This is a genomic window from Xanthomonas massiliensis (assembly GCF_900018785.1).
Taxonomy (GTDB): Bacteria; Pseudomonadota; Gammaproteobacteria; order Xanthomonadales; family Xanthomonadaceae; genus Xanthomonas_B; species Xanthomonas_B massiliensis.
Genome location: NZ_FCOY01000007.1, coordinates 654,119 through 671,532 on the forward strand (window position 1 = coordinate 654,119; position 17,414 = coordinate 671,532).

Here is a 17,414-nt window from a genome sequence, read left to right on the forward strand (position 1 = left end):
GGGTCATACAGGGCGTGCATGATACTCAGCGCACCACCTCGAATGGCTGCTCGGCCCAGTCCTCGACGCTGCCGTCGGTGCCGTCCAGGCGCAGGCCGAGCCAGTGGCGGCCGGGCGCCAGGGCGGCCGGATCGATGCGCGCGGCGAAGCCCACGTGCGGGTGGTGCGGATCGGTGCTGATCTTCCAGTAGTCGCGCACGTCGAGCACCTGGCCGTAGTCGGCCACCGCGAATGGTCGGCCGTCCACCAGCACCTGTACCCGGTCCAGCCCGGCGCCATCCTTGAACGCCCAGCCGCGCACCTCGAACGGCGCGCTCACGTGCGTACCCGGCAGGGGAGCGTCGAGCCAGGCCATCGCCGGCGTCACGCACGGCCCCGGGCGCCGCCCGGGTGGCAGGCGGAACAGCAGGAACCGCTGCGCGCCATGGTCCACGGCAACCACGCGCCCGGGCGGCAGCGGCCCGACCAGCGCGCACACGGCGTGGTAGCGCTGCAGCAGCAACTTGTAGGGCATGTCGCTGGGCGAGAGCACCAGCAGGCGCGGCACGTCCTCGTGCGCGCCGAGCAGGCCCCACTGCGCCAGCTGGCCGCTGCGGCCATGCTTGTCGTTGAGCGGGGCCGGCAGTACCGCGATGTCGGCATCGCCGCGGACGAAGCCGAGCTCGGCACCGACCTTGAAGTTGTCGGCCAGCACCCGGGTGCCGGCGGGCATCGCGGCCAGCTCCTCGTCCACGGCCGCGGCCAGCGTTCCCCAGCCGGCGAAGTTGCGCGGATAGAACTTGTCGCCGGCCAGCTGCGCGCGCAGCGCCGGCGTGCCCACGGCCAGGTAGTAGCCCAGCGCCGCGACCAGGCCTAGCGCGGCCAGGGCGAGCGTGGCCGCGCACCACGGCCGCGGCCAGCGCGCCAGGACCGGCGGCACCACCGCCAGCAGCGCCAGCCAGCCCGGCAGGGCCCAGTGGAAACTCACCCGCTCGGCGTCGGTGAAGAAACCGAGCACGAACACGCCCAGCACGGCGATGCCGCCGGCCAGCGCCAGCCAGCGCACCTGCGGGCCCGTGCCGGCCTGGCGCAGCGCCCGCCAGGCCGGCACGCACAGCGCGCCGGCGAGCAGCGGCGTCACCAGCGCCGCCTGCACCAGCACGAACCACAGGCCGCTGGCATGGAAGCGCCACGGGTGCCGGTCCACGAACTGGAAGCGCAGGCCGGCCTCGTGGTGGCCGGCGTTCCATGCCAGCAGCGGCATCCACGCCGCCACGCCCATGGCCAGCGCCACCCACACGCGCACGTCGCGCAGCAGCGCGCGCCCGCGCGGCAGGCACAGCAGCGCCAGGCAGCCCGCGCCGATCACGCCGAGGAAGCGGTAGTGGCTGAGCGCGCCGATGGCCAGGCCCAGGCCCAGCTCCACCACGTGGACCGGTTCGATCCTGCGCAGCAACCGCGCGCCGGCGTGCAGGCACAGCACCGTGGCCAGGGCCATGGGCACGTCCGGCAGCGCCAGCAGGCCGAGCGTGCCCGACAGGGGCATCAGTACCGTCAGACTGGCCGCGTGCCAGCCGGCGGTGCGCCCCAGCCAGCGCCCGGCGATGCGCATCACCCCCCACGGCAGCGCGGCGGCGATCGCCAGGAACGGCAGGCGCAGCGCCAGCGGATGCTCGCCGCCCAGGCTCACGCCCAGCCGCGCCAGCCAGGCGGTCAGTCCGGGCAGGTCCGAATAGGCCCAGGCGAGGTGCCGGCCCTCCTGCCAGTAGAACGCCTCGTCCACGAACAGCGGCAGGCGCGCGGCGACCACGAGCTTGACGATCGTGACCGCGCTCCACAGGATGAGAAAGCCATGCCGTGCACGCCTGGCGCCCTGCGTGATCAAACCCTTCCCCCGGCAAGATTCGAAATGACCGCGATGTCAGACACGCTTCGCAGTGAGGCGATGCTAACCGATGCGCTGCGCACGGCGCTGCGCCGCGCCCAGGACCAGGTCAATGCGCTGGTGCTGGGCAAGCCGCACGAGGTGCGCCTGGCCTTCGTGGCCGTGCTGGCCGGCGGCCACCTGCTGATCGAGGACCTGCCCGGCCTGGGCAAGACCACGCTGGCGCACGCGCTGGCGGCGAGCCTGGGCCTGGGCTTCCAGCGCGTGCAGTTCACCTCGGACCTGTTGCCGGCCGACGTGCTGGGGGTATCCATCTACGATGCCGCCGAGCGCCGCTTCCGCTTCCATCCCGGCCCGGTGTTCACCCACGTGCTGCTGGCCGACGAGATCAATCGCGCCCCGCCGCGCACCCAGAGCGCGCTGCTGGAGGCGATGGCCGAGCAGCAGGTGACCGTGGACGGCAACACCCATCCGCTGCCCGATCCGTTCCTGGTGATCGCCACGCAGAACCCGGTGGACCTGTCCGGGACCTTCCCGCTGCCGGACTCGCAACTGGACCGGTTCCTGCTGCGCCTGTCGATGGGCTACCCCGATGCCGGGGCGGAGAAGGCGCTGCTGGCCGGCCAGGGCCGGCGCGAGCTGATCGCCCAGGCCGTGCCCTGCCTGGATGCCGAGCGCGTGGTGGCGTTGCGCCGCGCGGCGCGGCAGGTCCACGCCAGCGCCGCGCTGGTCGACTACGTGCAGGCCCTGCTCGCCCGCAGCCGCCAGCAGCCGGGCGTGCGCGTGGGGCTGTCGCCGCGCGCCGGCATCGCCCTGCTCGGTGCCGCGCGCGCCCATGCCCTGCTGCTGGGCCGCGACCACGTGCTGCCCGAGGACGTGCAGACGCTGTTCATCCCGGTGGCGGGCCACCGCCTGGTGCCGAGCGCCGAATCCGGCTCGGGCCCCGCCCTGGCCAAGGCGATCCTGCACGCCGTCGCGGTGGACTGATGGCCCTGGCGGGCGGCATCGTGCCTGCGCTGCGCCGGCGCCTGCAGGCCTGGGCGCGTCCGCGCCGGCCCGAGGCGCTGCCCGTGGTGCTGGACCGGCGCCGCATCTACGTGCTGCCCACGCGCTTCGGCCTGTTCGTGGCCACGCTGCTGGCGACCATGCTGCTGGGCGCGCTCAACTACAACAACAATCCGGCGTTGCTGCTGGCGCTGCTGCTGGCCGCCGTCGCCGTGGCCAGCACCGTGGCCGCGCACCTGCAGCTCTCGGGCCTGCGCGTGGAAGCGGCCACGGCCGAGCCGGTGGCGGCCGGTCGGGACCTGCACCTGCGCCTGAGCCTGGCGTGCACGGACGCGCGTCCGCGCCGCGGCCTGCGGCTGGACTGCGACGGCCGCGAGGCCTGGTGCGGGCTGGATCCGGGCACGCCGCGCGCCGAACCGGAACTGGCGCTGCCCACCGCCACACGCGGCTGGTACCCGCTCGCGCGCCTGCGCCTGTCCACCACCCGCCCGCTCGGCCTGGTGCGCGCCTGGTCCTGGGTCTGGCCGGACGCCGCGCTGCTGGTCTATCCGGCGCCGGAACCGGACGGCCCGCCGCTGCCCGAGGGCAGCGGCGGCCGCCAGCAGATGCGCCTGCACGCGCTCGGCGAGGACCTGCACCAGCTGCGTCCGTACCGGGCCGGCGATGCGCCGCGCGCCATCGCCTGGAAGCACTCGGCGCGCCGCGACGTGCTGCTGGTGCGCGAATACGAACGCCCGGTCGGCGAGGACATCGTGCTCGACTGGCGCGCGCTGGCCGCGCTGCCGCACGAACGCCGCATCGCCCGGCTGGCGCGCTGGATCGACCTGGCCGAGCGCAGCGGCCGCCGCTACCGGCTGCTGATCCCGGGCCACCCGCCGCTGGGGCCCGACCGCGGCCCGCAGCAACGCCACCTGTGCCTGCGCGCGCTGGCCCTGATGCCCTACGCCGATGGCCAGGCCTGACCCCGCCCCGCCGCTGGACGCCGCGCCGCGCGCCTGGACCCTGCTGGCCGCGCTGGTGCTGCTGGCCAGCCTGCTGGTGCAACTGCCGCCGGCGCTGGCCGCGCTGTTCGGCGCGGTGGCGCTGGGGGTCGCCGCGCTGTCCTGGCGCCGCCCGTTGCCGGCGCCGGTGCGGCTGCTGCTGGTGGTGGCGATGCTGGCGGCGATCGCCTGGCAGATGGAGGGCATGCGTTTCGGCCGCGACACCGGCTGCGCGCTGCTGGCGGCGATGCTGGCGATCAAGTCCTCCGAACTGCGCGGCCTGCGCGATGGCCGCAGCCTGCTCGGCTTCGCCCTGTTCGCGCCGTTCGCCGCGTTCCTGCTCGACCAGGGCCCGGCGACCATGGCGCTCGCCCTGGCCGGCGTGGTGCTGGCGCTGCTGGCGCTGCAGCGCCTGGCCGACGTCGAAGACCACGCCGTCCCGCCGCCGCTGCGCCGCCAGCTCGGCGGCATCGGGCGGCTGGCGCTGCTGGGCCTGCCGCTGATGCTCGCCGCGTTCTGGCTGTTCCCGCGCCTGGCCACGCCCCTGTGGGGCGTACCCGAGCGCGCCCTGGCCCGTCCCGGCCTGTCCGACACGATGGATCCCGGCGCCTGGGTCGACCTGATGGCCGACGACACGCCGGCGTTCCGGGTGCGCTTCGACGGCCAGGTGCCGGCGCCGGCACAGCGCTACTGGCGCGGGCCGGTGCTGTGGGATTTCGATGGCCGCCGCTGGACGCGCCCGTCCTGGTTCGACGGCGGCCGCGCCCCGGCACCGGCCGCCTCGGCACCGCCGCGCTGGCGCTACCAGCTCGACTACGAGCCCACCGACCGGCGCCTGCTGGTCGCCCTCGACCTGCCGCTGCAGGCCCCGCCCGGCGCCCGCCTGGCCGCCGACCACACCCTCACCAGCGAGCGCCCGCTGGCCGCGCTGACGCGCTGGACCCTGGCATCGACCCCGGCGCCCGCCACGCCCGCCGCGCTGTCGCCGGGCGAACGCCGGCGCGCGCTGGCGCTGCCGCCCGGCTACAACCCGCGCACCGTGGCCCTGGCGCGGCAATGGCGCGCCGAGGCCGGCAGCGGGGGCGACGCCACCCTCGTGCGCCGGGCGATGGACTGGATCCACCGCGACTTCAGCTACACCCTGGAGACGCCGCTGCCCGGCCACGACGGGGTGGACGAGTTCCTGTTCCGCTACCGGGCCGGCTTCTGCGAGCACTTCAGTTCCGCCTTCGTGGTGCTGATGCGCGCGGCCGGGGTCCCCGCCCGCGTGGTCACCGGTTTCGCCGGCGGCGTACGCAACCGCTTCGGCGACTACTGGGTGGTGCGGCGCATGGACGCCCATGCCTGGGCCGAGGTATGGCTGCCGGGCCAGGGCTGGACCCGGGTCGATCCGACCGCGGCAGTCGCCCCCGAGCGGGTCTACGACACCCTGGAGAACCGCCTCGGCGACGGGGGCGGCGAAGGCCAGACGAGCGGCCTGGCCGGTTGGTCCGCGCTGGCCCAGGCCGGCGATTGGCTGCGCCGCGGCTGGAACGACCTGGTGCTGTCCTTCGATGCCGGCCGGCAGCAGGCCCTGCTGCGTCCGCTGGGCATCGACCGGCTCGATCCGGCGCGCCTGGTCGCGCTGTTCGCGGCCAGTGCCGGCGGGACCCTGGCGCTGATGGCCTGGTGGCTGGCGCGCGGCGAACGCGAGCGCGATCCGTTGCTGCGCGCCTGGCACCGGCTGGGCCGGCGCTACGCCCGCCGCGGCCTGGGCCGCGAACCGTCCGAGCCGGCCGGGTGCTGGGCGGCGCGGGTGGAGCGCCTGCACCCCGGCAGCGGCCTGCCGGCGCTCAGTGATCGTTTCGCCGTGGCCCGCTATGCTCGGGGCCAGGACAGCGCTTCCCTCGCCACACTGATCCACGATCTGCATACGCATCGCCCGCCCAACGGAGCATCCCCATGAACCTGCGTTTGTTGTTGCCTGCTGTCACCGCCCTCTCGCTGGCGGCCTGCGCCACTGCGCCCAAGCCGCTGCAGGGCCAGTTCGCTCCCGTCACCCCGAGCGCCTCCGTCGCTTCGCCGCAGGTGGGTACCAGCGTGCGCTGGGGCGGCAAGATCATCGCCACCAAGCCCGGCCAGGGACAGACCTGCTTCCAGATGCTCTCGCACCCGCTCGACGCCAGCGGCCGCCCGTCGGCGAGCTCGGCCGACGCCAGCGAGGGCCGCTTCCTCGCCTGCCGCAGCGGCTTCTACGACCCGGCGGTGTTCGAGCCAGGCCGCCTGGTGACCTTCATCGGCAAGATCGCCGGCTACGAGGACACCAAGATCGGCGAATACGACTACAAGCTGCCGCGCATCGAGGCCGACGTGGTCTACCTGTGGCCGGTGCAGCAGGACGTGCGCGTGGTGCCCTACCCGTACGGCCCGTGGGGCCCGTACGATCCGTGGTGGGGTCCGGGCTGGGGCCCGCGCTGGGGCCGCTGGTAACAGCCCCCCGGGACTCGTACCCGGCGCATGCGAAGAGGCCGCCCACCGGGCGGCCTCTTGCGTTTGCGGTTCGTGGCGCCGCGGTTACTGGCCGATCGCGCCGAAGTGGCCCAGCGGCGCGCCGGCCAGCAGATGCATGTGGATGTGGTAGACGGTCTGCCCGGCGTGCTCGCGGCAGTTCATCACGATGCGGTAGCCATCCCCGGCGAAGCCCTCGCGGCGCGCGTAGCCGGCCGCGGCCAGCGCCAGCTTGCCGATGATCCAGGCGTTGTCCTCGGTCAGGTCGTCCAGGGTCGGGATGTACAGCTTCTTGGGAATGAACAGCACGTGCACCGGCGCCTGCGGGGCGATGTCCTTGAAGCCGAGCACGTCCTCGTCCTCGTAGACGATGGTGGCCGGGATCTCGCGGCGGATGATCTTGCCGAACAGGGTGTCGTTGTCGTTCATGTCCCAACTCGCGTGAGTGAAGAGGTCGGCCGCCAAGCATAGCCGAGCCGCGGGGCCGCGCTCAGGGCACTTCGCTGCGCGAGCCGAACGCGTGCGAGAGCGTGCCGCGGTCCACGTATTCCAGTTCGCCGCCCAGCGGCAGGCCCTGGGCCAGCCGGCTCGGGCGCACCTGGTGGCGGCGCGCCAGCTGCGCCAGGTAGTGGGCGGTGGCCTCGCCCTCGACGGTGGAATTGGTGGCGATGATCAGCTCGCGCACCTCGCCGTCGGCCAGGCGCCGTTCCAGCTGCTCCAGGCCCAGTTCGCGCGGGCCGATGCCATCCAGCGGCGAGAGCCGGCCCTGCAGCACGAAGTACACCCCGCGGAAGCCGGTGGCCAACTCGATCGCCAGGCGGTCGGCCGGCGATTCGACCACGCACAGCTGGGAGCGCTCGCGCGAGGCGCTGGCGCAGATCGGGCACAGCGCGGTCTCGCTGAAATCGCGGCACTGCGCGCAGTGGCCGATGCGCTCGACCGCCTCGGCCAGCACCTGCGCCAGGTGGCGGCCACCGTCGCGCCCGCGTTCGAGCACGTGGTAGGCCATGCGCTGGGCGGTCTTCTGGCCCACGCCGGGCAGCACCCGGAAGGCTTCGACCAGTTGTTCGAGCAGGGAGGACATGGGGACGATGGCCGCCAGGCACGGCACGGGGGCGTTGCCGCCGGCCCGCGCCGCGGCGCGGTCAGAACGGCAGCTTCATCCCCGGCGGCAGCGGCATGCCGGCGGTGAGCGCGCCCATGCGCGACTTGGATTCGGCATCGACCTTGTTGGCGGCGTCGTTGAAGGCGGCGGCGACCAGGTCCTCGACCATCTCCTGGTCGGACAGGATGGCCGGATCGATGCGCACCTTGCGGCACTCCTTGGCGCCGGTCAGGGTCACGCTGACCATGCCGCCGCCGGCGCTGCCGGTGATCTCCAGCTTGGCGATCTCTTCCTGGGCGCGTTGCAGGTTCTCCTGCATCTTCTGCGCCTGCTGCATGAGTTGGGCGATGTTGCCTCGCATGGGCGTGTCACTCGTCGTAGGGGCGGATGGAATCGGGGACGACCCGCGTGCCCGGCCGGCTCACCAGCTGCTGCACCTGCGGGTCGTTCATGAAGCTTTCCTCGGCGGCCTGCATGCGCGCGCTGCGGCGCGATTCGACGCGGGCGTGGAGGGTCTGCGCCTCGAGCCCGGCGCGGCCGGCCTCGATCACGATCTTGGGCGCCTGGCCGAGCCCCGGCGCCAGCGCCTGCGCCAGCCCGGCGACCGAGCCCGGGGACTGCAGGTACTCGAAGCCCGGCGGCAGCGCCAGGCGCAGCACGCCGTTGTCGTGGGAGACGAAGGCGGCGTGCGCGGCCAGCTGCCGCGCCGGGCCGGACAGCTCGCTGCGCGCCACCAGCGCCAGCCAGTGCTCGTTGTCGGCCAGATGCCCGGCGGCGGGCGCGGGCCGTGGCGCCACCTCGATCGCCGCTGGCGGGACGGGCGGCGCGGGCGGCGCGGACGGCGGCACCATCGCCATTTCCGGTTCGGCCCGTTCCGGTCCGGCGACCGGCACGGCGCGCGCCGCCGCGGCGGGCCGCGGCGGGGGCGTGGCGCTGAGGCCTTCCTCGCGCCACGGCGGGGGATCGTCGTCGATAGCGCCGGCCGGGACCGGAAGATCGGGCTCGGCCACGGCCACGGCCGCGACCGGTGCCGCCGCCGCGGCCGGCGCAGGCCGCGTAGCGGGAGGCGCCGCGGCAGGCCGCTCCTGGCTGGTCGTCGCCACCGGCGGTGCTGCATGGGCCGGGGCGGTCGCGGCGGCCGCCGCCGGTGCGACGGTCGCAGAAGCGGATACGGAAGACGGTGCGGATGCCGCGGATACCGGCGAGGACGCGGGCGCAGGCGCCGGCGAGGTGGCCGCATGCGTGCCCTGCCCGGTCCCGGTGCCCGGCGCCACCGGCGCGGCGGGCCGGAAAGCGAGCATGCGCAGCAGCGCCATCTCGAACCCGGCGCGCGGGCTGGGCGCCAGGTACAGGTCGCGGCGGCCGGCCAGCGCCATCTGGTACCACAGCTGCACCACTTCCGGGCGCAGGCGTTCGGCGAAGGCGGCCGGATCGACGCCGTCGTCCGGCAAGGCCGCGCCCGGCACCAGCTGGCGCACCTGGATGCGGTGCAACGCCTCGGCCAGCGATTCCAGCACCCCGCCCCAGTCCGGCGAGAACTCCGCCAGCGTCGCCACGGTCTGCAGCAGCCGCGCGCCGTCGCCGTCGGCCAGCGCCTGCAGCAGCGTGCCGACCTGGGTGCGGTCCACGGTGCCGAGCATGGCGCGCACCGCCGCATCGTCCAGGGTGCCGCCGGCGTAGGCGATGGCCTGGTCCAGCAGCGACAGGCCGTCGCGCAGGCTGCCGTCGGCCGCCTTGGCCAGCTGCCGGATCGCGCCGTCCTCGGCCGGGATGTTCTCGGCCGCCAGGATCCGGGTCATCTGCCCGCCGATCTGCGCCTCGTCCAGGCGCTTGAGGTTGAACTGCAGGCAACGGCTGAGCACGGTGACCGGCAGCTTCTGCGGGTCGGTGGTGGCCAGCAGGAACTTCACGTGCTCCGGCGGCTCCTCCAGCGTCTTCAGCAGCGCGTTGAACGCCGCCTTGGACAGCATGTGCACCTCGTCGATCAGGTACACCTTGTACTTGCCGCGGCTGGGCAGGTACTGCGCGTTCTCGATCACCTCGCGCACGTCGTCCACGCCGGTGTTGGAGGCCGCGTCGATCTCCAGCAGGTCGATGTAGCGGCCCGCGTCGATGTCCAGGCAGGTCGCGCACTGGCCGCACGGCTCGGCGCTGGTGCCGTGCTCGCAGTTGAGCGACTTGGCGAAGATCCGCGCGATCGTGGTCTTGCCCACGCCGCGGGTGCCGGTGAACAGGAAGGCGTGGTGCACGCGCCCGGTGTCGAGCGCGTTGGACAGCGCGCGGACCACGTGCTCCTGGCCCACCAGCTCGGAAAACCGCTTGGGGCGCCATTTTCGGGCGAGGACGAGGTAGGACATCAGGCGACCGTCTTCATCTGGACGGTCATTGTGCCACGCCCGTCAACCGCCGCCGCCGCGACGCCGGCTTGTCGGCACCGGCCCGGGCCAGTAGAATCCGCCTCCCTGTCGTGCCTGTCGGCGCCCCAGGTCCGGAGAGGTGTCCGAGTGGTTGAAGGAGCACGCCTGGAAAGTGTGTAAGCGTCTAAACCGCGCTTCGGGGGTTCGAATCCCCCTCTCTCCGCCATACATGCGAGTCCCTCGCAAGAGCCCGCGCTTCCACCTGCGGGCTCGATCGGGAAAGCAAACGGCCGCGCCCCGGGCGCGGCTTCGTCTCTATGGTGGCCCCGTCGGCCCCTCGCGACGCTAGATCGAAAATCCCGCCAGGGCCGGAAGGCAGCAACGGTATCGATCGACGCGGGCGCCGAGGCCAGCCGGCGGGGCCACCGCCTTTCCCGCCTCATGCCATCCCGCGAACAGCCGGCGCTTCGTTGCACGGGCCCGTGGCGACGGGCCGGGCTTCGCCGGGACGGACATGCCTTCCCGGCGCGGCAGCAACGGTATCGATCGACGCGGGCGCCGAGGCCAGCCGGCGGGGCCACCGCCTTTTCCGCCTCATGCCATCCCGCGACAGCCGGCGCTTCATTGCACGGGCCCGTGGCTACGGGCCGGGCTTCGCCGGGACGGACACGCCTTCCCGGCGCGGCGGCAACGGTATCGATCGACGAGGGCGCCGAGGCCAGCCGGCGGGGCCACCGCCTTTCCGCCTCATGCCATCCCGCGAACAGCCGGCGCTTCATTGCACGGGCCCGTGGCGACGGGCCGGGCTTCGCCGGGACGGACACGCCTTCCCGGCGCGGCAGCAACGGTATCGATCGACGCGGGCGCCGAGGCCAGCCGGCGGGGCCACCGCCTTTTCCGTCTCATGCCATCCCGCGAACAGCCGGCGCTTCATTGCACGGGCCCGTGGCGACGGGCCGGGCTTCGCCGGGACGGACACGCCTTCCCGGCGCGGCAGCAACGGTATCGATCGACGCGGGCGCCGGGGCCAGCCGGCGGGGCCACCGCCTTTCCCGTCTCATGCCATCCCGCGAAAGCCCGGTCACGCCACGCCGATCGCCGTCATCGGGCATGCGCGCAAGGGCATCGCCCGCGCGCACGGCCGTTTCAGGGATCCGGCGGCCGGACGCACTCCCCGGCCGGATCGGTCAGCGCGACCACCTCGCCCGGCACGGCCACGCGGTGCCCGCGCGCGCGCAGCGCCGCCGCGTCGGCGCTGCCGGCATAGTGGTAGAGCACCATGCGCCGTTGCAGCTCGGCCGGGTATTCGCGCTCCAGGTCGTCCACGCCAGTATGCGAGGGATTGCCGTGCAGGCCGCAGTCGTGGGCGACCAGCTCGCCGGCATCGGCGTAGCGCGCCAGCATCTCCGGGATCGGCCGGGTATCGCCGCTCCACGCCAGGCTGCCCGGCAGGCGCAGGCCGAAAGCGGTATCCGGCCAGTGGTGGCGCACCGGGAACGCCTCCAGCCGCACGCCGTCGTGCCAGAACGCCCCGCCCACCGGCACCAGCTGGAACGCGTCCCAGAAGTTGGCCCCGCCTTCGGCGACGACGTTGGGGTAGTCGCCCACGCGTGCGTGCAGCAGCGGCACCAGCGGCGCCGGCACGTACACCCGCGGCCGGGGCTGGCGAGCGGAGAAATAGCTGTCCACGAACAGCCGCTCGAAGCCGCCGACGTGGTCCAGGTGGACGTGGGTGACGAACAGTGCGCCCGGCATCCGGCCGTAGTGCGCCTGGTAGGCGGTCAGGCCCTCGCTGCCGCAGTCGATGGCCAGCCACGGCGCGCCGTCGCGCTCGATCGTGGCCATGGCCGACCCCAGCGCCACCGCCGAGGCGTTGCCGACCCCCTGGAACCGCAGCGTCCAGGCCATGCTCAATACCCGCGGCCCCAGGCCAGGTCGTAGGCGCGGCGCAGGCGGGCGAAGTCGCGCTCGACCTCGTCCACGCCGCGCTCGCCGCGCAGCTTGAGCAGCGAGCGGTGCAGCCGCTTGAGGTTGCGCTCGCGCCAGCGCGTGGCCGGGATGCGCAGCACGCCGCGGTCGAAATCGATCAGCCAGCCATGGGCGTTGCCGTCGAACAGGATGTTGTGGGCGTTGAGGTCGGCGTGGTCCAGCCCGGCGCGGTGGAAGCGGGCGACCAAGCGGCCGGTCTCCTCCCACGGCGCGCCGTGGCCGGCACCGCGTGCCCAGCCGGCCAGCGAGCGCACGCCCTCCAGGCGCTGCATCAGGATCGCGGCGCGGTAGCCCAGCCCCTGGCGCAGGTAGCAGGCCGCGTACGGGCGCGGCACCGGCAGCTTGCGCGCGCGCAGCTGGCGCATCAGCCGGAATTCGGCAAAGCTGCGGGTGCGGTCGGCACCGCGCCACAGGTAGCGGTCGCGGCTGACCGCGGCGGCCATGCCGCCGCGCAGGTAGTGGCGCAGCACGCTGGGGCCGAACGGCGCATCGAGGAACCAGGCGCTGCCGCGCCCGCCCTCGTCCACCGGTCGCGCGCGCGCGCCCCACCAGGACGGGTCGAACAGGCGGGGCTCGGCTTGCCGCACGCGTTCGCGGTCGAACAGAATGGCACCGTATCCGCGGGCCTCGCGGTACGGCGCCAGCGCTTCAGTGGCGTCGAAGGCAACCATTCCCGTCGAGTCTAGCAATACATGTCGGCCATGCGCCCCTCCCTGTGCCTGCTGCGCCTGTCCGCGCTCGGCGACGTGACCCACGTCGTGCCCCTGGTCCGCACCCTGCGGCGCGCCTGGCCGGACGGCCCGGCCCTGCACTGGGTCATCGACAAGGCCGGGCACAAGCTGCTCGACGGCCTGGAGGACGTGCGCTTCCACATCTACGACAAGGCCACCGGCCTGGCCGGCATGCGCGCCCTGCACCGCGACCTGGCGCCGCTGGGGCGCTTCGACGCACTGCTGCAGATGCAGGTGGCCCTGCGTGCCAACCTGCTGTCGGCGTTCATCCCCGCACGCCGGCGCATCGGCTACGACCGCAGCCGTTCCAAGGACCTGCACGGGCTGTTCATCAACGAACGCATCCACGCGCCCGAACGCATCCACGTGCTCGATGCCATCGGCAGCTTCTGCCAGCCGCTGGGCGTGGAGCAGACCGAGGTGGTCTGGGACCTGCCGGTGCCGGCGCAGGCCTGGGACTGGGCCCGCGCCCAGTGGCCGCAGGATGGGCGCCCGACCCTGCTGGTCTCGCCGTGCTCGAGCCACGTGCTGCGCAACTGGTACCCCGAGCGCTACGCCGCGGTGGCCGACCACGCCATCGCCCAGGGCTGGCGCGTGGTGCTGTGCGGCGGGCGCAGCGCGCTCGAGCGCGCCACCGCCGACGCGATCATCGCCGCGATGGGCGGCACGCCGCTGGACCTGGTCGGCCAGGACACGCTCAAGCAGCTGCCCGCATTGCTCGGCCGCGCCGACCTGGTGATGACCCCGGACTCGGGCCCGATGCACATCGCCAACGCGATGGGCACCAAGGTGCTGGGCCTGCACGCGGCCAGCAACCCGGCGCGCAGCGGCCCCTACTCCGACCGTCGCTATTGCGTGGACCGCTACGACGACGCCGCGCGCCGCTTCCTCGGCCGGCCGGCCAACGCGCTGAAATGGGGCACCAAGATCGAGCGCGACGGGGTGATGGCCCTGGTCACGGTGGACGACGCCGTCGCCGCCTTCGAGCGCTTCCGCGGCGACCGCGGGCTCTGAGCCGGCAGGGCCGGGAACGATCCGCGGGACGCGGCGGTTCCTGGGCATCGTCGCCGGCGACGCGCGGTTCATGGCGTTGCTGGCGACGATGCGCGAGCTGGACGCGCCCCACGCCCGCATCGGCGCCGGGGCGATCCGCAACCGGGCCTGGGACCGGCTCCACGGCCTGGACGGCCCGCGCCCGGATGCGGACGTGGCCTGGTTCGACCCGGCCGGTCTGTCGCCGCGGCGCGACCGCCTGCTGCAGGCACGCCTGGCCGCGGCCTCCCCGGACGTGCCGTGGGAAGCGACCAGCCAGGCCGCGGTGCACCTGGGGTTCGAGGATGCGTTCGGCCATGCCATGCCGCCGCTGCGCTCGATCCGCGAAGCGGTGGCGAGCTGGCCCGAGTACGCCACCTGCGTGGCGGTGTCGCGGCGCGCGTACGGCACCCTCGCGGTGATCGCGTCCTCCGGCCTGGACGACCTGCTGGACATGCGCGTGCGGCGCAATCCGGCGCGGGTCAGCCTGCAGCCCTGTCGCCACAGGCTGGCGACGAAGCGCTACCGCGCGCTGGCCACGCGTCGAGATCGTCGAGGCGTGACCGTGGGATCGGGCCGGCTCAGCCCTGCGGCTGGCGGTAGTCCTGGTAGGACTTTTCCTCGACGTAGGCCGAGCCCAGCGCCAGGTTGATCGCCTTCTTGATCCGCGCGCGCTCGTCGTTCTCGAAATACACGCTGCGCGCCAGGCGCACGAACTCCTCGTCGAAGGCCTGGGCCTTTTCCTTCAGGCGGATGTCGTCCTCGATGTCCCACAGGCGCTCGTTGACTGCCTTGAGCTGCTGGCGCAGCTCGGCGATGCCCAGGCCGGCGTCGCTGGAGGCCGCCGGATGGGCCAGCCACACCGATTCCAGCGCCGACAGCTCGTTGCGCACATTGCCGAGCTTGGCCGGATCGGTGATGCGCTCGGCCTTGATCTGCAGGATGGCGATCTTGTCGAGCAACTCGCCGAAGGAGACGGGGACCAGGATTTCGTCGGACATGGGACCTACCGGATTGCAGGGGCCGCCAGTGTAGCGACCGGCGTCGCCCTGGCCTGAACGGACAAGGGCCCCTGACGGGGCCCTTGCGGAATCTGGCGGGAAGGGGGGGATTCGAACCCCCGAGGCGCTATAAACGCCTGCCTGATTTCGAGTCAGGTACATTCAACCGCTCTGCCACCTTCCCGGACCCGGCGCGCGGCCGGGCCGTGCATGATACGGGCACGCCCCTGCCCGGACAAGCGCGCGGGCATGAACGCCGCCGGCCCGCCCGCACCCCGGTTCCTTGCCGGATGTCCGCCGCGCCGCGATGATGCCGTTTACGCAAGTGCCTCCGCCCACCCGCCCTCCATGATCGAATTCGGACACCTCACCCACGTCGGCCTGCGCCGCGAACTCAACGAGGACACCTATTACGGGGATGGCGAACTGGGCCTGTGGCTGGTGGCCGACGGCATGGGCGGGCACGCCTGCGGCGAGGTCGCCAGTGCCCTGGCGCGCGAGGCGATCGTGCGCGAGGTGAGCGCCGGCACGGCGCTGGCGCAGGCGGTGCGGCTGGCCGACGAGGAGATCATCAAGGCCTCGCGCCGGCGCAACGACACCCTGCCGATGGGCACCACCGTGGTCGCCGCGCGCATCCGCGCCGCGCACTTCGAGCTGGCCTGGGTCGGCGACAGCCGCGCCTATCTCTGGAACGACGGCGTCCTGGCCCAGCTCAGCCAGGACCACAGCTACGTGCAGGAGATGGTGGCCCGCGGCAACCTCACCGCCGAGCAGGCGCGCGCGCACCCGCACCGCAGCGTGGTCACCCAGGCGCTGGGGGTGACCGACCCGGCCCACCTCAACGTGGCGACCATGGCCGGCGAACTGCGCCCGGGCATGCGCCTGCTGCTGTGCAGCGACGGGCTCACCGAGGAAGTGACCGACGCGCAGATCGCGCGCACGCTCGGCGAGGACTGCAGCGCGCAGGAATGCGTGGACCAGCTGGTGGCCGCGGCGCTGGACGGCGGCGGCTCGGACAACATCACCGTCATCGTCGTGCGCTGCCACTGAGGCCGCGTCCGGCCGCTCAGGCCCTCAGGCCGGGCGCTACCGCCTCGTCGCCATCGTCCGGCGCCGTGTCGGCGGGACAGGCCGCGTCGTCGCCGTCCGCGTCATCGTCATCGTCATCGTCTTGTGCGTCGGTGCCGTCATCGGCATCGGCGCAGTCGCCGGGCGCCGGGTCGTCGGTCGCATCGTCCTGCATCCCGAGGTGCAGGCGCTCGCCGCCGGCCAGGGTCAGCATGCCTTCGCCCAGGGTCTCCCGGTCCGCGCCGTCGGCGTGGAAATCGACCTCGGCCCGGCCGCTGCCGCGCTCGCCGCGCAGGTCGAACACGAACGTGTCCACGCCCGGCGCGATGCCGGTGGCGAGCACGGCCAGGCGCATGTCCACGATGCGGCCGATCCGCGCCTGCACCACCGGGTCGGCCTGCAATGCCGCGCGGGCCTGGCCGGCGAACAGGTTCCAGCCCCAGGCGACGAACAGCGTGGCGGCCGCGCAGGCCAGCAGCAGGCACAGCAGGACCGAGGCCAGCAGCGCCCAGACCCAGCCCGGCACGCCATGGCGCGGCCCGGCGAGCGTCGCCGCGGCAGCGGCTTCCGGGCGCGCGGTGGCGTCCGGCTCAGGCACTGGCCGCTTCCGCTTCCGGCGCGGCGACCGCCTCGCCATCCCACAGCGCGCGGCCGGCCTTCTTGCGCAGCCGCGCCAGTTCGGCCTCGTGCGCCTCCAGCTCCGAGGGCGTGGGCACCACCCGCGGCCGCGGCAACAGCAGCGCCGCATCGAAGGCCACCATCGAGGCCCCGGCCGCCCCGTCCTCCGGCAGGGCGAAGCCGATCTCCTCCTGGCCCGAGGTCAGCGCGATGTAGACGTCGGCCAGGATCTGCGCGTCGAGCAGGCCGCCGTGCAGCTGGCGGTGCGAGTTGTCCACGCCCAGGCGCTTGCACAGCGCGTCCAGCGAGTTGCGCTGGCCGGGGAAGCGCTCGCGCGCCAGCGCCAGGGTGTCCACCACGGTGACCCGGTCCAGCAGCCGGCCGTAGTGCTCGCCCAGGCGCGAGAGCTCGTAGTCGAGGAAGCCCACGTCGAAGGCGGCGTTGTGGATGATCAGCTCGGCGCCGTCGATGTAGGCCAGGAACTCCTCGGCGACCTCCTCGAAGGCCGGCTTGTCGGCGAGGAACTCCAGGGTCAGGCCGGTCACTTCCTGGGCGCCGGCCTCGAAATCGCGGTCCGGGCGCAGGTAGCGGTGGAAGTTGTTGCCGCTGGGACGGCGCTCGAGCAGTTCCACGCAACCGATCTCGACGACGCGGTTGCCGTTCTTCCACTCCAGGCCGGTGGTTTCGGTATCGAGGACGATCTGGCGCATCGGCTCAGTCTACCGCCGCGCCGGCGCGCTGCCGGGTGGCCTGGGTGCGGGCCAGCACGTCCACGCGCTCGTTGTCCGGGTCGCCGTTGTGGCCCTTGACCCAGCGCCAGTCGATCTCGTGGCGGGCGATGGCCGCGGCGAGCCGCTCCCACAGCTCGCGGTTCTTCACCGGCTCGCCGGAAGCGGTCCGCCACTGCTTGCGCACCCAGCCGGGCAGCCACTGAGTGATGCCCTGGCGCACGTACTGCGAGTCGGTGTGCAGCACGATCCGGCACGGCTCGGTCAGCGACTCCAGCGCCATGATCGCAGCGGTCAGCTCCATGCGGTTGTTGGTGGTGTGCGCCTCGCCGCCGGCCAGTTCGCGCTCGCGCCCCTTGTAGCGCAGCAGCGCGGCCCAGCCGCCGGGGCCGGGGTTGCCGAGGCAGGAGCCGTCGGTGTGGATCTCCACGGTCTTCATTGCAATCAGG

18 protein-coding genes, 2 tRNA genes and 1 other RNA gene are annotated in these 17,414 nt (G+C 73.6%); 9 read left to right on the forward strand and 12 right to left on the reverse strand.

What is annotated here, in order from left to right:
• Positions 1 to 25: 25 nt before the first annotated feature.
• Positions 26 to 1,861: an ArnT family glycosyltransferase gene (locus BN3794_RS13040; RefSeq protein ID WP_066098889.1), complete on the reverse strand. Its 1,836-nt coding sequence runs from the start codon at positions 1,859 to 1,861 to the stop codon at positions 26 to 28.
• Between the two features lie 36 nt (positions 1,862 to 1,897).
• On the opposite strand from BN3794_RS13040, the gene BN3794_RS13045 reads away from it, so the two are divergent.
• From BN3794_RS13045 to BN3794_RS13060, 4 genes are read left to right on the forward strand one after another with little or no spacing between them, the layout of a single operon-like run.
• A complete protein-coding gene (locus BN3794_RS13045) occupies positions 1,898 to 2,851 on the forward strand; it encodes an AAA family ATPase (RefSeq protein WP_066098891.1) in 954 nt (317 codons plus the stop codon).
• The gene (locus BN3794_RS13050; RefSeq protein ID WP_066097890.1) at positions 2,851 to 3,831 is read left to right on the forward strand and encodes a DUF58 domain-containing protein; all 981 of its coding nucleotides are present in this window, start codon (positions 2,851 to 2,853) and stop codon (positions 3,829 to 3,831) included. Before BN3794_RS13045 ends, BN3794_RS13050 begins: the two co-directional genes overlap by 1 nt.
• Entirely contained in the window at positions 3,818 to 5,794 is a 1,977-nt protein-coding gene (locus tag BN3794_RS13055; RefSeq protein ID WP_066097892.1) for a transglutaminase TgpA family protein, read from the forward strand. The genes BN3794_RS13050 and BN3794_RS13055 overlap by 14 nt, the downstream gene beginning before the upstream one ends.
• Complete coding sequence (locus BN3794_RS13060; protein WP_066097894.1) at positions 5,791 to 6,318, forward strand: Slp family lipoprotein; 528 nt, start codon at positions 5,791 to 5,793, stop codon at positions 6,316 to 6,318. The genes BN3794_RS13055 and BN3794_RS13060 overlap by 4 nt, the downstream gene beginning before the upstream one ends.
• A gap of 84 nt (positions 6,319 to 6,402) precedes the next feature.
• On the opposite strand, the gene BN3794_RS13065 is transcribed toward BN3794_RS13060, so the two are convergent.
• The 4 genes from BN3794_RS13065 to dnaX form a co-directional block, all read right to left on the reverse strand.
• Positions 6,403 to 6,765, reverse strand: coding sequence for a histidine triad nucleotide-binding protein (locus BN3794_RS13065; RefSeq protein ID WP_066097896.1), 363 nt, complete (start codon positions 6,763 to 6,765; stop codon positions 6,403 to 6,405).
• A 61-nt stretch (positions 6,766 to 6,826) separates the two neighbouring features.
• The gene (gene recR / locus BN3794_RS13070; RefSeq protein ID WP_066097898.1) at positions 6,827 to 7,420 is read right to left on the reverse strand and encodes a recombination mediator RecR; all 594 of its coding nucleotides are present in this window, start codon (positions 7,418 to 7,420) and stop codon (positions 6,827 to 6,829) included.
• Positions 7,421 to 7,481: 61 nt separating this feature from the next.
• Positions 7,482 to 7,802 carry a YbaB/EbfC family nucleoid-associated protein gene (locus tag BN3794_RS13075; RefSeq protein WP_066097900.1) on the reverse strand — a complete coding sequence of 107 codons (321 nt, stop codon included), beginning with the start codon at positions 7,800 to 7,802 and terminating at the stop codon, positions 7,482 to 7,484.
• Between the two features lie 7 nt (positions 7,803 to 7,809).
• On the reverse strand, positions 7,810 to 9,798 hold the full coding sequence (dnaX, locus tag BN3794_RS13080; RefSeq protein WP_066097902.1) for a DNA polymerase III subunit gamma/tau: 1,989 nt from the start codon (positions 9,796 to 9,798) through the stop codon (positions 7,810 to 7,812).
• 133 nt (positions 9,799 to 9,931) lie between these two features.
• Between dnaX and BN3794_RS13085 the strand changes: the two genes are divergently transcribed.
• Both BN3794_RS13085 and ffs read left to right on the forward strand, forming a co-directional pair.
• A tRNA-Ser gene (locus BN3794_RS13085) sits at positions 9,932 to 10,024 on the forward strand.
• Positions 10,025 to 10,124: 100 nt separating this feature from the next.
• An RNA gene (gene ffs / locus BN3794_RS13090) (signal recognition particle sRNA small type) lies at positions 10,125 to 10,221 on the forward strand.
• Between the two features lie 723 nt (positions 10,222 to 10,944).
• On the opposite strand, the gene BN3794_RS13095 is transcribed toward ffs, so the two are convergent.
• Complete coding sequence (locus tag BN3794_RS13095) at positions 10,945 to 11,706, reverse strand: MBL fold metallo-hydrolase (RefSeq protein WP_066097903.1); 762 nt, start codon at positions 11,704 to 11,706, stop codon at positions 10,945 to 10,947.
• Between the two features lie 2 nt (positions 11,707 to 11,708).
• A complete protein-coding gene (locus BN3794_RS13100) occupies positions 11,709 to 12,458 on the reverse strand; it encodes a 3-deoxy-D-manno-octulosonic acid kinase (protein ID WP_066097905.1) in 750 nt (249 codons plus the stop codon).
• Positions 12,459 to 12,479: 21 nt separating this feature from the next.
• On the opposite strand from BN3794_RS13100, the gene BN3794_RS13105 reads away from it, so the two are divergent.
• Positions 12,480 to 13,532, forward strand: a complete 1,053-nt coding sequence (locus tag BN3794_RS13105; protein ID WP_066097906.1) for a glycosyltransferase family 9 protein — start codon at positions 12,480 to 12,482, stop codon at positions 13,530 to 13,532.
• A 70-nt stretch (positions 13,533 to 13,602) separates the two neighbouring features.
• Positions 13,603 to 14,202 (forward strand): nucleotidyltransferase family protein, encoded by a 600-nt coding sequence (locus tag BN3794_RS13110; RefSeq protein ID WP_066097908.1) that lies wholly within the window; start codon positions 13,603 to 13,605, stop codon positions 14,200 to 14,202.
• On the opposite strand, the gene BN3794_RS13115 is transcribed toward BN3794_RS13110, so the two are convergent.
• Both BN3794_RS13115 and BN3794_RS13120 read right to left on the reverse strand, forming a co-directional pair.
• Entirely contained in the window at positions 14,132 to 14,551 is a 420-nt protein-coding gene (locus tag BN3794_RS13115) for a DUF6165 family protein (protein ID WP_066097909.1), read from the reverse strand. The two genes, BN3794_RS13110 and BN3794_RS13115, sit on opposite strands and share 71 nt — an antisense overlap.
• A 93-nt stretch (positions 14,552 to 14,644) precedes the next feature.
• Positions 14,645 to 14,735, reverse strand: a tRNA-Ser gene (locus BN3794_RS13120).
• 164 nt (positions 14,736 to 14,899) lie between these two features.
• Here BN3794_RS13120 and BN3794_RS13125 point away from each other — a divergent pair.
• The gene (locus BN3794_RS13125) at positions 14,900 to 15,601 is read left to right on the forward strand and encodes a PP2C family protein-serine/threonine phosphatase (protein ID WP_066097911.1); all 702 of its coding nucleotides are present in this window, start codon (positions 14,900 to 14,902) and stop codon (positions 15,599 to 15,601) included.
• A gap of 16 nt (positions 15,602 to 15,617) precedes the next feature.
• On the opposite strand, the gene BN3794_RS13130 is transcribed toward BN3794_RS13125, so the two are convergent.
• The 3 genes from BN3794_RS13130 to rnhA are packed head-to-tail and all read right to left on the reverse strand — an operon-like array spanning position 15,618 to position 17,404.
• On the reverse strand, positions 15,618 to 16,217 hold the full coding sequence (locus tag BN3794_RS13130; protein ID WP_066097913.1) for an RNA-binding protein: 600 nt from the start codon (positions 16,215 to 16,217) through the stop codon (positions 15,618 to 15,620).
• Complete coding sequence (gene dnaQ, locus BN3794_RS13135; RefSeq protein ID WP_066097915.1) at positions 16,210 to 16,947, reverse strand: DNA polymerase III subunit epsilon; 738 nt, start codon at positions 16,945 to 16,947, stop codon at positions 16,210 to 16,212. Before dnaQ ends, BN3794_RS13130 begins: the two co-directional genes overlap by 8 nt.
• A 4-nt stretch (positions 16,948 to 16,951) precedes the next feature.
• The gene (gene rnhA / locus BN3794_RS13140) at positions 16,952 to 17,404 is read right to left on the reverse strand and encodes a ribonuclease HI (protein ID WP_066097917.1); all 453 of its coding nucleotides are present in this window, start codon (positions 17,402 to 17,404) and stop codon (positions 16,952 to 16,954) included.
• Positions 17,405 to 17,414 lie beyond the last annotated feature (10 nt).

What these genes read in the sequence shown, in the direction of transcription:
- BN3794_RS13045 (WP_066098891.1), top strand. Translation starts at nt 1,898, where the DNA reads ATGTCAGACACGCTTCGCAGTGAGGCGATGCTAACCGATGCGCTGCGC.
- BN3794_RS13050 (WP_066097890.1), top strand. Translation starts at nt 2,851, where the DNA reads ATGGCCCTGGCGGGCGGCATCGTGCCTGCGCTGCGCCGGCGCCTGCAG.
- BN3794_RS13055 (WP_066097892.1), top strand. Translation starts at nt 3,818, where the DNA reads ATGGCCAGGCCTGACCCCGCCCCGCCGCTGGACGCCGCGCCGCGCGCC.
- BN3794_RS13060 (WP_066097894.1), top strand. Translation starts at nt 5,791, where the DNA reads ATGAACCTGCGTTTGTTGTTGCCTGCTGTCACCGCCCTCTCGCTGGCG.
- BN3794_RS13065 (WP_066097896.1), bottom strand. Translation starts at nt 6,765, where the DNA reads ATGAACGACAACGACACCCTGTTCGGCAAGATCATCCGCCGCGAGATC.
- recR (WP_066097898.1), bottom strand. Translation starts at nt 7,420, where the DNA reads ATGTCCTCCCTGCTCGAACAACTGGTCGAAGCCTTCCGGGTGCTGCCC.
- BN3794_RS13075 (WP_066097900.1), bottom strand. Translation starts at nt 7,802, where the DNA reads ATGCGAGGCAACATCGCCCAACTCATGCAGCAGGCGCAGAAGATGCAG.
- dnaX (WP_066097902.1), bottom strand. Translation starts at nt 9,798, where the DNA reads ATGTCCTACCTCGTCCTCGCCCGAAAATGGCGCCCCAAGCGGTTTTCC.
- BN3794_RS13095 (WP_066097903.1), bottom strand. Translation starts at nt 11,706, where the DNA reads ATGGCCTGGACGCTGCGGTTCCAGGGGGTCGGCAACGCCTCGGCGGTG.
- BN3794_RS13100 (WP_066097905.1), bottom strand. Translation starts at nt 12,458, where the DNA reads ATGGTTGCCTTCGACGCCACTGAAGCGCTGGCGCCGTACCGCGAGGCC.
- BN3794_RS13105 (WP_066097906.1), top strand. Translation starts at nt 12,480, where the DNA reads ATGTCGGCCATGCGCCCCTCCCTGTGCCTGCTGCGCCTGTCCGCGCTC.
- BN3794_RS13110 (WP_066097908.1), top strand. Translation starts at nt 13,603, where the DNA reads ATGGCGTTGCTGGCGACGATGCGCGAGCTGGACGCGCCCCACGCCCGC.
- BN3794_RS13115 (WP_066097909.1), bottom strand. Translation starts at nt 14,551, where the DNA reads ATGTCCGACGAAATCCTGGTCCCCGTCTCCTTCGGCGAGTTGCTCGAC.
- BN3794_RS13125 (WP_066097911.1), top strand. Translation starts at nt 14,900, where the DNA reads ATGATCGAATTCGGACACCTCACCCACGTCGGCCTGCGCCGCGAACTC.
- dnaQ (WP_066097915.1), bottom strand. Translation starts at nt 16,947, where the DNA reads ATGCGCCAGATCGTCCTCGATACCGAAACCACCGGCCTGGAGTGGAAG.
- rnhA (WP_066097917.1), bottom strand. Translation starts at nt 17,404, where the DNA reads ATGAAGACCGTGGAGATCCACACCGACGGCTCCTGCCTCGGCAACCCC.